This window comes from Streptomyces sp. ActVer (assembly GCF_027270795.1).
In the GTDB taxonomy this organism is placed as follows: domain Bacteria; phylum Actinomycetota; class Actinomycetes; order Streptomycetales; family Streptomycetaceae; genus Streptomyces; species Streptomyces umbrinus_A.
The window spans coordinates 44,892-57,069 of the sequence record NZ_JAPWHT010000010.1 but is presented as its reverse complement, the minus strand read 5'-3'; the positions used below and the strand labels follow the sequence as shown (position 1 = coordinate 57,069).

Genomic DNA, 12,178 nt, shown 5'->3' with positions numbered 1-12,178 from the left:
TGCTGGCGGCCATCTGAGGCCCGTCGGCTTGCCAGACCCGCCCCGCGGAGTTGACGACGGTGTCGGCACCGACCGTGGCGAGCAGGCCCGCGATCTCCCGGGGGGAGGCGGCGAGCACGTCGAGGCGGACGGTGGCCGTGGCGCCCGAGCGGGGTACGGCGCTGGGGGAGACCAGGTGCACCCGGGCCCCGAGCGCGGTGAAGGCCTCACCGATGTGGCGGCCGATGAACCCGGTGCCGCCGAGCACGACGACAGTGCCGTCGGCGGCCTTGTCGAGGTCAGGCAACGGCCCGGTCCGTTCCGTGCTTGGCGGCCTTCCACCAGTCCGGGTTGTCCCGGTACCAGGCGACCGTGTCGGCGAGACCCTGCTCGAAGCCGATCCGCGGGGCGTAGCCCAGCTCCTCGCGGATCTTGGTCTCCTCGATGGAGTAGCGCAGGTCGTGCGCCTTGCGGTCGGGAACCCGCTGGATCGCCTCGGCACCCGCACCGGTCAGTTCCAGGAGCTGCTCGGTGATGGCCAGGTTGGTGCGCTCGTTGCCGCCGCCGATGTTGTAGATCTCGCCCGCCCGGCCCTGGTTCAGGACCAGGTGGATGCCCCGGCAGTGGTCGTCCACATGCAGCCACTCACGGACGTTGGCACCCTCGCCGTACAACGGGACCCGGCGGCCTTCGAGCAGGTTCGTGACGAACAGCGGGATGAGCTTCTCGGGGTGCTGGTACGGCCCGTAGTTGTTGGAGCAGCGCGTGATGGACAGGTCGACGCCGTGGCTCCGCCAGTAGGCGCGGGCCACCAGGTCGGAGCCTGCCTTCGACGCCGCGTAGGGCGAGTTGGGCGCGAGCGGCCACTCCTCGGTCCAGGAGCCCTCGTCGATGGAGCCGTACACCTCGTCCGTGGACACGTGCACGACCCGCTCCACCCCGCTGTCGAGCACGGCGTCGAGCAGTGTCTGGGTGCCGAGGACGTTCGTACGGAAGAAGTCGCCCGCGCCCTCCAGGGAACGGTCGACGTGCGTCTCGGCGGCGAAGTGCACTACGGCGTCGTGGCCGGGCACCAGCTCGCGCAGCAGCTTGCGGTCGCAGACGTCGCCGCGTACGAATACCAGGCGCTCGTGTGAGGCCGGCAGGTTGTCGCGGTTGCCGGCGTACGTCAGCTTGTCCAGGGCGGTGACCTGCGCGTCCTCCCACCCGCTGTACGAGCCCTCCAGCACGTTGCGCACGAAGTGGGAGCCGATGAAGCCGGCCGCTCCGGTGACGAGGATCCTCATGCCGTGACCTCCACTCGGGTGTGGTCTCCGACGACCAGCCGGTACCGGTCGACGCCCTGCTCACTGGTGCCGACCGAGGCGGACCGCCCGATCAGCGAACTGCGCAGGCCCTTGACGCCGCTGACCGAGGCCTCGTCGAGGGCGATGGAATTCTCCACGGCGCTGTCGCTGACCAGGCAGCCGCGCCCGATGGACGTGTGCGGGCCGATGTGGCTGTTCTCCACCACCGCGCCGGCTCCGATGATCACCGGCCCCTCGATGCGCGACCGTGTCACGCGCGCCCCCGCCTCGACGACGACCGCGCCCAGCAGTTCGCTGAGGTCGTCGACGTCACCCTCGACGGACGGCGCCAGCCGGTCCAGGAGGTAGCGGTTGCAGTCCAGGACGTCCTCGACGTTCCCGGCGTCCTTCCAGTAGCCGCCGTACTGGGTGGCGCGGACCTCGGCGCCGGAGGCCAGCAGCCACTGGATGGCGTCCGTGATCTCCAGCTCGCCACGGGCGCTGGGCTCGATCGAGTCCACCGCCCGGTGGATGGCCGAGGTGAAGAAGTACACGCCGACCATCGCCATGTCGCTGCGCGGTTCGCGCGGCTTCTCCACCAGACGCAGCACCTCGCCGTCCGGCCCGAGTTCGGCGACACCGAACTGGCGCGGGTCGGTCACCTTGTGGACCACGATCTGCGCGGCCGGACGCCGGGCCGTGAACTCCTCGGCGGTGGCGGCGACGCCCTCGGGCAGCACGTTGTCGCCGAGGTACATCACGAAGTCGTCGTCGCCGAGGAAGTCCCGGGCGATGGCCACCGTGTGGGCGAGGCCGCGCGGGGCGTCCTGGGAGATGTAGGTGAGTTTCACGCCGAAACGGGAGCCGTCACCGAGGGCGGCGTCGATCTCCGGGCCCCGGTGGCCGACGATGACGCCGATGTCGGTGACGCCCAGGTCCCGGATGTTCTCCAGAACATGTACCAGGACGGGGGTGTTGGCGATCGGGATGAGCTGTTTCGGCATCGAATAGCTGAAGGGTCGCAAGCGGGTACCGGAACCGCCTGCCAGCACAAGCGCCTTCATGAGGAGTCCTCTCGATTCACGTGTGCATGCCTTTTCTCGTCGTGCTCTGGGCGTTTGTGCCTCGGGCGTCGGGGCGTCGCGGCCTCGGCGGTTCAGCGGAGCTGTTCCAGTGCCGCCACCACGTGGGAGGGCAGCGGCATCGTGGCGATCTCCGCGGAGAGTTCGCCCGCCCGCTCCCGGTATCCGGGGCGTGCGAGCAGTTCCTCGCAGGAGTCGGCGATGCGCTCGGCTGTGTCCTCGCCGGGCAGCAGGGTGATCGCCGCTCCCCGCTCGGCGATGCGCAGGGCCGGGCGTTCCATGACGGCCCCCTTGGGGATGAGCAGTTGGGGGACGCCCGCGTTGAGTGCGGTCAGGGTGCTGACACCGCCCGCGTGGTGGACGAGCAGGTCGCAGGTGGGCGCGATGACGTCGAGCGGGACCCAGCCGGCCCGCAGGCCCGGCAGTTCGGCGGTGAGGGCCTCGGCCACCTCTTCGGGGGCGGCGACGACGAGTTCGACGTCCCAGGCGGTGACGTCCTTGGCCATGCCGCGCAGGAACTCGAAGTTCCGGTCGTAGCTGTCCTTGGCGACCCGGCTGCCCGAGGTCACACAGATCCGGCGCCGCTCACCGCGCGAGTACATCCAGGGTTCGAGCCTGCGCTGCCCGTTGGCCGGGATGTAGCGCATCATCTGCGCGGGACCGGCGTTCGCCGGGCGCAGGCTCGGCGGGCAGATGTCGACGAACAGCTCGGGCTCGGGCAGCCGGTCGAGCCCCAACTCGGCCAGTTCCGGCGCCAGTTCGGTGTCGGCGCCCGGATGGATGCCGTCGGCCTCGATGGCGTCCCAGGCCTGGCGCACATGCGGGATGCCCAGATGCGCGGCGAGCAGCGGGGCGACGTAACACATCGTGCCGCCGACGACGAGGTCCGGCCGCCAGGACCGCGCGAACTCCAGCATGCGCGGGAGGCTCTCCGCGCCCATGCGGGCGAACCAGCGGCCGGTGAACAGCGCCTGCTCGACGGGGTCGGAGGGGATCGACTCGGGGTTGCCCTCCCGGTCCTGGGTGATGAACTCCCGGATCGGCCGGTGGGTGGTCGGGATGCCGGGCAGTCCCGAGCCCGTGATGTGCGGCATCATGTCCGCGTTCGCGGCCATCACGACCTGGTGCCCGGCGTTGCGGGCGGCGGTGGCCAGCGGGGCGAGCGCGAAGACGGTCGCGGGGCTGCCCGCGGTGACGAAGAGGATCCTCACAATGTCCCTGCCTTGGTGAATCGGGGCGTGCCTGTCCTGCCGAACCGGGGCAGAACGCCGGCGGCTCTGGCCTCGGCCACGGTCGGTGCCTTGGCGTCCTTGTCGGAGATGAGGGGGACTTCGGGGCAGTCCCACGGCAGATCGAGCTCGGGATCGAGCGGATTGATGTCGATCTGCGTTCCGGGCACATAGGTGCTGGAGACGACGTAACAGATGCAGGCGTCGTCGGTGAGCGCGAGAAAGCCGTGGCCGACGCCCTCGGGCACATAGACGGATCTGCCCGAATCCGCGTCGAGCTCATTGACCTGATGCTTCATGAACGCCGGGGAACCGATCCGCAGATCGACCACGATGTCGCGCAGCACGCCCCGCACACAGGTGACGTACTTCGCCTGACCCGGAGGAATGCTCACGCTGTGGATGCCGCGCAGCGTATGGCGCCTCGACACCGAATAGTTGATCTGGCGGGGCTGAAAGGCGACACCGGTCGCCTTCTCCAGCGTGTCGTCACGCATCGCCTCGTAGAAGTTCCCCCGCTCATCGAGTATCTGACGGGGCGTTACCAGATAAGTACCGGGAATGACCATTTCCTCGATCAGCACCGCGCGTTCGCCTCTCTCGGCTCAGTGGCCTCGGGGTGGTGGTCCTTCATGCCTGACGGGACAGCCGCTCGAGGTCGGCCGCGACATCGGCGGGCGATGGCATCGCTGCCATCTCCGCGGCGAGCCGCCGGGCCGCCGCGCCGTACGCGGGATCCGACAGCAGGGTGTCCAGGGCGCCGGCGATCAGCTGCGGGTCGTCCTGCTCGGCTGCCTTGTCGAAGGTGAGGCCCGCGCCGGTCGCGGCGAGCCGGTCGCCCAGCGGGAAGTGGTCCGCCAGCTGGGGCAGGGTGAGCTGCGGCAGCCCGAAGGCGGTCGCGGTCATCGCGGTGCCCGCGCCGCCGTGGTGGACCATCGCGTCGCAGCGGTCGAGGAACAGGTGCAGGGGCAGCGGATCGATCAGCCGTACGTGTTCCGGTACGGCGCCGATACCGGCCCGGTGCCGCTCGGGCACCGTCGCGAGGATCTCGGTGCCGGGCCGGTCCGCGAGGGCTTGCAGCAGGTGCCGGGTGAACGGTTCGCCGTGCAGGGCGAGGGTGTTGCCCAGCGAGACGGCGACCCGCTGCCGTCCGGCACCGGGCCCCCGGTCCGCGCGCAGCCAGCCGGGCACCTCACCACCGCCGCTGTAGGGCACGTACCGGATGGACGTGCCCGGCTCGGAGTCCGGCAGCCGCAGGGACGGCGGGCACGGGTCGAGCAGCACCGCCGGATCCGGCAGGCCGGGCAGGCCCAGCTCCTCGCACAGCTCCGGGAAGTCGGGGCGCACCAGGCGCCGGGCCGGACCGGAGATGGCGTCCACCGTCCAACGGTGGTGCACCACCGGCACGCCCAGCCGCGCGCCGAGGATCAGCGAGCAGTACTCCAGCGGGTCCGAGAGGATCAACTCGGGCCCGAACTCCCGGGCGAGCTCGCCGTAGTGGCCGAGCACGGACTTGGCGTGCCCCATCCAGAGCTTGCCGTATCCGCCGAGCACCTCGGGCGCGGGCCGGGGCCGCGCCTGCAACGGCCGCTCCTCCTCGGCCAGCCCCCGCAGCAGCATCCCGTCCACGTCGAACGACTCGCCCACGACCGCGCCGGTCAGCCCGGCGGCCCGCACGGCGCCGAGCACATCGGGCTGCCCGGTCACCAAGACCTCGTGCCCCGCCGAGCGCAGCGCCCAGACGAGCGGCACGAGCGGCAGGAAGTGGGTGGGAACAGGGGTGCAGATCACGAGTACGCGCATCTGACGGGGTCCTCTCGGTGGCTGGTCGGTGGGTCGCCGTCAGCGGCGCTCGGCGGTCAGACGTTCCAGCAGCGGTACGACGTCCGTGGGCGCCGGCGCGGCGAGCATCTCCTCGTACAGGCCGCGCGCGCCGAGCTGGAACGACGGGTCCTCGAGGAGTCGTACGAGCTGCTTGTGCAGGCCGTCGACGTCCAGCGCGGCGGGGTCGGCGACCAGGCCCGCGCCCATGTCGGCGACATAGCGCGCCGTGACCATCTCGTCCCACATGACCAGCGGCACCACGAGCTGCGGCACCCGGTGGGGCACGGCCGCGGCGAAGGTGCCGCCGCCTCCGTGGTGGATGATCGCCGAACTGGTCGGCAGAACCTGGTTGAGCGGCACGTACTCGACGGTGCGCACGTTGTCGGGCACCTTGCCGACCGCCGCGAGCTGCTCGTTGTTGAGGGTGGCGACGACCTCGACGTCCAGGGCGGACACGGATTCGAAGAACTCGCGCATCGGGAAGCCGCTGTACTTGCCGAAGATCTTGCGCCGGCTCACCCCCAGGGTCAGCACCGCGCGGGGCCGCTCGGGCCGCGCGTGCATCCAGTCGGGCAGTGCGGCCGCCCCGGTGTAGGGGACCCGGCGGACCGGGATGTGTGTCAGGTCCAGGGGATGCCGCATCCGGGACTGGGTCAGATCGAGGGTCCACTGGCCGAGCAGCATCTCGTCGTCGAGCTCCAGCCCGTACCGCTCCAGCATCGGGCCGAACCAGCTCAGCCACGGATGCTCGGTCAACTCCGAGCGCGGGTCCGCCAGTTCGCGCTTCGTGCGGTCGTGGATCACGGCGACGTTGTCCATGCCCCAGACCAGCCGGGCGTGCGCGGCGCCGCTGACCCGCGCGGCGATCGGGGCCGCGAGCATCAGGGGGTCCCACAGGACCAGATCGGGGCGCCAGGCGCGGGCGAAGTCGACCAGGTTGTCCAGGACCGGGCGGCGTCCGCCCTGGCGCTCGGGCGCCGGGTAGTACAGCGAGAACATGCTGGCGAGGATGGAGCGCGCCGTGCGCCAGCCGCCGCTCTCCTCCGGCTCGTTGGGGTCGAAGCCCAGCGACGGACGGTCCGGCTTGGCGTCGCCGGTGTGCGCACCGAGCGCCGGGGACAGCTCGTCCGGGGTGCCGAGCGACACCGCGGTGAGCCCGGCCGCGCCGATGTTCCCGATCACCCCCGGGTCCACCACGCCCGAGTGGCTCGCCACGACGACCTCGTGCCCGGCGCTCTGCAGCGCCCAGGCCAGCGGCACGATCGAGTACAGGTGTGACGTCGCGGGAAAGATGGTGAGCAGGACACGCATCGTTGATCTCCGTTCGCGTTCGGGAGCGGTCGTCAGGTCGCCTTGTGCGCCGGGGGAGTTCGGGTCCACACCGCGGCGAGCGCGCCGGCCGCCGACAGGGCGGTGAGGAAGAGCAGCGCCGGTCGGTATCCGGCACCGGCCAGCACGGCCACGGTCGGCAGGGCGAGTACGGCGCCGAGTTGTACGGCGGTCTGGTAGACCGGCACCGCCTGGCCCTTCCGGTCGGCCGGAATCCCGGACATGGCCTGCATGTTGAGAGCGGCGAACGACAGCACGAAGGCCGCGCCGACCAGCAGCAGCGTCGGCAGCACCCCGGTGATGTACGAGTCCGGCTCCCCGCCCGCCAGCGCGGTCACGGAGCCGAGGGTCGCCGCGCAGCCCCCGGCGACGATCAGCCGCTCGCTCCCGAAACGCCCCACCAGCCGCCCGGCGAAGGGCAGCGACAGCGCGAGCGGCACGCAGGCCGGCAGGAACGCGAGCGCCAACCGCCAGGCGTCCCAGCCCCATTGGGCGTGCAACTGGTGGGTGAGGAGCAGGAGCAGACCGAGATACGTGCCGTTCAGCGTCGCCGCGCAGACCGCGGAGCGTACGAAAGGACCGTTGTGCCACAGCCGTACGAGCGTCTCCCGAAGCGGCGGCGGACCGGCCTGCGACGCCACGTCCGCGGGAATCAGCCGGAAGCCGAACACCAGCAGGAGCAGGGCGATCGGCGCCGGGAAGACGAGATCCCACCGCCAGCTCAGCGCGGTGAGCGCCCCCGAGGACAGCAGCCCGACCGTGAACCCGGCGGCGCCGAACAGCGAGTACACCGACACGGCCCGGCGCTGTTCCGCACCTGCCCGGAAGGTCGTACCGATGATCGCGAGCCCCGTCGGTGCGGTGAGCGCGGCGCACATGCCCTTGACGACCCGGGTAAGGATCAGTAACGCGCCCTGATCGGCCAGGCCACCGGCCACCGAGGCGGCCACGAAGACCAGGAGCGCCGCCAGATACACGCGTCGTCTGCCCCAGCGGGCGGTCACGCGCGGACCGAGCAGCAGCAGGGCCGCGAAACCGGCCGCGAAGCCGCTCATCACCCACTGGGTGCCCCACATCGAGAGCCCCAGATCGTCCCCGAGGGCCGGCAGCGCGACCAGCACCACGGACACTTCGAGCGCGTCGATGAGCATGTTCCCGGCGAGCACGAACAGAAGGGCCCGGTGGGCGCGGCTCCCCTTCACCGAAGGGGCACCGGGGCGTGGAGAGACTGCCGTCATGACGTGCTGACCACCTTCGGGGCGACAGGAATCCGTGCACAGGCCGGCCGTGGCTCATCGGGGCATCGACCGAGCCACGGCCGGCCAGTCGGGGGGCGGGCCGAGGGGGGCGGCCCGCCCGGTCAGCGCAGCAGCGTGCCGCCGCTGGCGTCGAGGTAGGAGCCGGTGATCCAGCGGGCGTCGTCGCTCGCCAGGAACGCCACGACATCGGCGATGTCGTTGGTCTCGCCGACGCGCTCGAAGACCGAGTAGCGCGCCATCTCGGCGACGGCCTCCGGGTTGTCGAAGATCGGGGTGCCGTTGTCGGTGATGCCGGGCCCCACGCTGTTGACGGTGATGTTCCGCGGGCCCAGGTGCTTGGCGTAGTGCAGGGTCAGCTGGTCGATGGCGCCCTTGGTCATCGCGTAGGCCACCTCCTGCGGGTTGGCGAACCGGGTCAGCCCGGAGGAGATGTTGATGATGCGTCCGCCGTCGGGCAGGAGCCGCAGGGCCCGCTGCACGATGAAGAACGGCGCCTTGGCGTTGACGGCGAACAGCCGGTCGAACTGCTCGGGCGTGACGTCCTCGGGTGCCACCCCGCCCATCACCCCCGCGTTGTTCACGACGATGTCGAGAGTGGTCTCGCCGGTGCGCTCCTTCAGCCCGCGCTCCAACTCCAGGAAGAGCGCGTGCACATCGCCGGACACGCCGAGTTCGGCCGCCACGGCGAACGCCCGGCCGCCCTCCTTCTCGACGGCGGCCACGGTGTCGTCGGCTCCCTCGGTGTCGCGGGAGCAGTGCACCGCGACCAGCGCGCCCTCGCGGGCCAGACGGATCGCCGTCGCCCGTCCGATGCCGCGGCTGGACCCGGTGACGAGCGCGGTCCTGCCGGTGAGCTTGCCCATGGTGCTCCTCCTGTGCGTGCGGGTGAACGGGCCTGTGGCCGTGGGGTGTTCTGTCCTGCCGGTGTCCGAGACGGCGGGGCGCGGGCCGTCGAGCCCGCTGATCATCGAGGCGAGGTGGCGGCGGGCGGGTTCGAGCGCGAGCAGTTCCCCGAACACCGCGCGCAGGGCGTCCACTTCGGGTCCGCCGAACAGCAGCTGGGCCTGCGCCTCGATGTTGCCGAGCACCCGTGCGCCCACCGGGTGCCGCTCGGCGTGGTAGCTGTCGAGCATCCGGTCGTCCGCGCGGCCGGTGATCCGCGCCGCGAGTTTCCCGCCGAGCGCGGCCGCGTCCTGGAGACCGAGGTTGAGGGCCTGGCCGCCGACCGGCAGCTGGACGTGCGCGGCGTCCCCGGCGAGGAGGACCCGGCCGTGCCGGTAACTCGCCGCCTGCCTGCGGGCGTTGTGGAAGGCGTTGACCCAGACGGGCCGGGCGCCGGCGATGTCCTCGCCGGTCACCCGCGCCCAGACCCGGCAGACCTCGGCGAAGTCCGGGGCCCGGCCGCCCGGGGCGGGTGCCCGGCCGTACTGGTGAACCATGAGGCGGGTGACGCCGTCCGGCCCGCGCCGGGAGTTGGCCACCCCGTTCGGATGCCGCTGGAAGCGCCGGTCCGGGATATCGATTCCGCTGATGTCCGCCCGCAGCAGCTCCTTGACCGGGCCGCTGCCGGGGAACTCGAAACCTCCGAGGCGCCGTACGGTGCTCTGCTCGCCGTCACAGCCCGCGAGGTAAGCCGCTCCGAACCGGAGCCGCTCGCCGTCGGGACCGGTGACAGCGACGTCGACCCGGTGCTCCGCGACCGTCAGCCCGGTCACCGTGTGCCTGCGCCGCACCTCGGCACCGAGCCCCACGGCCCACTCGTACAGCACCTTCTCGACCAGTGTCTGCGGTGCCTTCCACTGGCCGGGAAACCGGCTCGGGTGCGCCGCGGCCAGGTCGAGCGGGATGCCGCCGAAGTGGCCGGGGCCCGCGCTCGGCGGTGGCCCGAGCCGGTCCAGCAGGCCCAGACCGTCGAGGATCTCCATGGTCCTGGAGTGCAGTACCGACGCCCGTGACTCGTCGGTGGGCTCGGCCAGTTGCTCCAGTACGGTCACCCGGGCGCCACCGAGGCGCAGGATCCCGGCGAGCAGGAGACCCACGGGCCCCGCGCCCACGACGACCACGTCGGTGTCCGGTGCTTCGGCAACCTGTACGGCCACCGCTCAGCGCCGCGCTTCGGCGTACGCCTTGGCGTGGCCGAGCGTCGCCCGGCTGTTGTTGCCCAGCGCGTTGCGGATGAACTCGCGGGCCTCGGGAACCCCGGCCTCCTCGCTCAGGATCTTGGTGATGTTCTCCGTGTTGAGGATCACCGTGTGCTGCGAGGTGGCGGTGGTGACGCCGTCGGCCGACTCCTCGAGCTGCCAGTAACCGGTGTGCAGGTTCATCAGCGCAGGCAGCGTCGTCTGCTTGTAGACGATCCGGGAGTGCGGGAAGCACACCCGGATCGACTCGGTGGTGTGGACCGAGCCGTCCTTGGTCAGCGTGTCCATCCGCAGGACCTGCAGGCCGGGCGAGTCCTCGGTCAGCGAGACCTGCTTGACGTGCGGCAGCCGCTCGCTCCACAGCTGGGCCTCGTTGATGAAGTCGTAGACGTCCTTGGCGGCGCCCTTGATCTCCAGACTGTCGGTGAACGACAGGGTCAGCTCGGCAGAGCCGGTGACGCGTTCGACGTTGCCCTTCAGCGCGGCCAGCTCGGACCGGCTGTTGCGGTCGACGGCCTGGTCGATCCACTCCAGGCCCTCGGGATCGTCGTCGACGGCCCGGTAGTCGTGCAGCAGGCGCACACGGGACGCGCCCTCGCCGGCCGGCTCGATGATCCACGTGCCGCCCATCGACGCCACCGGCGGGGCGGACACCTCCTGCCGGAACGTGATGCGCCGGGCCTCGGGGTCGAGCGTGCGGCGCGAAGTCCAGCCCTTGGCCGCGCCGTTGGCGGTGGCCCAGATGCGGATGCGCTCCTCGCGCGCGCCGCGTTCGAGGTGGTCGACGTGGACGGTCGGCGGGAAGATCAGCGGCCAGTTCCCGACCTCCGCGATCAGCCGGTACACCTCGGCGGCCGGGGCTTCGACAGTGATCTCGTGCTCGACCTCACGGACGGTCATGGTGAACTCTCCTCACGGTTAAGGGATCAGAAATTGCCGAGGCCGCCGCAGACGTTCAGGGCCTGCGAGGTGATGGAGGCGGCGGTGTCCGAGGCGAGGTAGCCGACCAGGCCGGCCACCTCGTCGGGCGTGGAGTAGCGGCCGAGCGGGATCTTCGCCTGGAACTTCTGCAGGATCGCGTCCTCGGAGGTGTCGTACGCGGCCGCATAGCCCTGCCGTACGCGCTGGGCCATCGGCGTCTCGACATAGCCTGGGCACACGGCGTTGACGGTGATGCCGGTCGGGGCCAGTTCGTTGCCGAGGGCTTTGGTGAAGCCGACGACGCCGTGCTTGGAGGCCGAGTAGGGGGCGCCGAGCACGACACCCTGCTTTCCGGCCGTGGAGGCGATGTTGATGATCCGGCCGCGCTCCTTGGCCGCCATGCCGCCCGTGTTGAGTACCTCGCGGCTCATCAGGAACACGCTGTGCAGGTTCGTGGCGATGACGTCGTACCAGAGTTCGTCGGCGATGCCGGCGGTGGGACCGCCGCCGCTGCGGCCCGCGTTGTTGATCAGGACGTCGATGGGGCCGAAGCGCTCGACGGCCTGCCGCACGAAGCGCTTCACGTCCTCGCCCTCGCGTACGTCGCAGACGGCGCCGTCGACGTCGAGGCCCTCGTCGAGCAGCTCCTTGACCGTGCGGGTGACACCGTCCTCGGTGCGGGCGCACAGGAACACCCGGTGACCCTGCTCGGCAAGGAGCCGGGTCACCGCGAGGCCGATACCGCTGGTCGCGCCGGTGACGACGGCGACCTTCTTCTCCGTGTTGCCGGATGTGGCAGTCGTCATGTCTGTTGTCTCCTCTGTCTCCTGACGGGACGTCAGCTGGACCGGACGGGCACCAGGAAGGTGTTGACGGCGCCGATCAGCGCGCGAGGTGTCTTCGCCTCCGTCACCGTGTCGTCGTCGAGCGTGATCCCGAACTCGCGCTCGATCCGGCCGCTGGTCTCCAGCAGGGCCAGGGACTCGTATCCGAGAGACTCGAAGTCCGTGTCGAGGATGTCGCCGTCCAGGTCGACGGCCTCATCGGTGCCGGCCCCGTCGCGCAGAATGCGCCGAAGGTCTTCGATGGTGAACTCGTGAGCGGGCATGACGGTCCTTTCGTCGGGCG

General features: G+C 71.0%; 12 protein-coding genes. All 12 read right to left on the bottom strand.

All coding sequences use genetic code 11. From position 1 onward, the window contains the following. A partial coding sequence (locus O3Q52_RS03425; protein ID WP_269647264.1) for an NAD-dependent epimerase/dehydratase family protein occupies positions 1–286 on the bottom strand: 286 nt, incomplete at its 3' end. After that, complete coding sequence (rfbB, locus tag O3Q52_RS03420) at positions 279–1,265, bottom strand: dTDP-glucose 4,6-dehydratase (RefSeq protein ID WP_269647263.1); 987 nt, start codon at positions 1,263–1,265, stop codon at positions 279–281. The genes rfbB and O3Q52_RS03425, both read right to left, overlap by 8 nt. Beyond that, positions 1,262–2,329: a glucose-1-phosphate thymidylyltransferase gene (locus tag O3Q52_RS03415; RefSeq protein ID WP_269647262.1), complete on the bottom strand. Its 1,068-nt coding sequence runs from the start codon at positions 2,327–2,329 to the stop codon at positions 1,262–1,264. The genes rfbB and O3Q52_RS03415 overlap by 4 nt, the downstream gene beginning before the upstream one ends. 92 nt (positions 2,330–2,421) lie before the next feature. Next, positions 2,422–3,558 carry a nucleotide disphospho-sugar-binding domain-containing protein gene (locus O3Q52_RS03410; RefSeq protein ID WP_269647261.1) on the bottom strand — a complete coding sequence of 379 codons (1,137 nt, stop codon included), beginning with the start codon at positions 3,556–3,558 and terminating at the stop codon, positions 2,422–2,424. Further along, complete coding sequence (locus O3Q52_RS03405; protein WP_269647260.1) at positions 3,555–4,160, bottom strand: dTDP-4-dehydrorhamnose 3,5-epimerase family protein; 606 nt, start codon at positions 4,158–4,160, stop codon at positions 3,555–3,557. Before O3Q52_RS03405 ends, O3Q52_RS03410 begins: the two co-directional genes overlap by 4 nt. Before the next feature lie 46 nt (positions 4,161–4,206). Then, on the bottom strand, positions 4,207–5,379 hold the full coding sequence (locus O3Q52_RS03400) for a nucleotide disphospho-sugar-binding domain-containing protein (protein ID WP_269647259.1): 1,173 nt from the start codon (positions 5,377–5,379) through the stop codon (positions 4,207–4,209). Between the two features lie 39 nt (positions 5,380–5,418). Next, entirely contained in the window at positions 5,419–6,711 is a 1,293-nt protein-coding gene (locus O3Q52_RS03395) for an activator-dependent family glycosyltransferase (protein ID WP_269647258.1), read from the bottom strand. 32 nt (positions 6,712–6,743) lie between these two features. Continuing rightward, the gene (locus O3Q52_RS03390) at positions 6,744–7,967 is read right to left on the bottom strand and encodes an MFS transporter (protein ID WP_269647257.1); all 1,224 of its coding nucleotides are present in this window, start codon (positions 7,965–7,967) and stop codon (positions 6,744–6,746) included. A 122-nt stretch (positions 7,968–8,089) separates the two neighbouring features. Then, on the bottom strand, positions 8,090–10,087 hold the full coding sequence (locus O3Q52_RS03385; protein ID WP_269647256.1) for an SDR family oxidoreductase: 1,998 nt from the start codon (positions 10,085–10,087) through the stop codon (positions 8,090–8,092). A 3-nt stretch (positions 10,088–10,090) separates the two neighbouring features. Then, positions 10,091–11,029: an aromatase/cyclase gene (locus O3Q52_RS03380; RefSeq protein ID WP_269647255.1), complete on the bottom strand. Its 939-nt coding sequence runs from the start codon at positions 11,027–11,029 to the stop codon at positions 10,091–10,093. Between the two features lie 26 nt (positions 11,030–11,055). Beyond that, a complete protein-coding gene (fabG, locus tag O3Q52_RS03375; protein ID WP_269647254.1) occupies positions 11,056–11,856 on the bottom strand; it encodes a 3-oxoacyl-ACP reductase FabG in 801 nt (266 codons plus the stop codon). Positions 11,857–11,888: 32 nt separating this feature from the next. Continuing rightward, complete coding sequence (locus O3Q52_RS03370; protein WP_269647253.1) at positions 11,889–12,158, bottom strand: acyl carrier protein; 270 nt, start codon at positions 12,156–12,158, stop codon at positions 11,889–11,891. Positions 12,159–12,178: the final 20 nt, after the last annotated feature.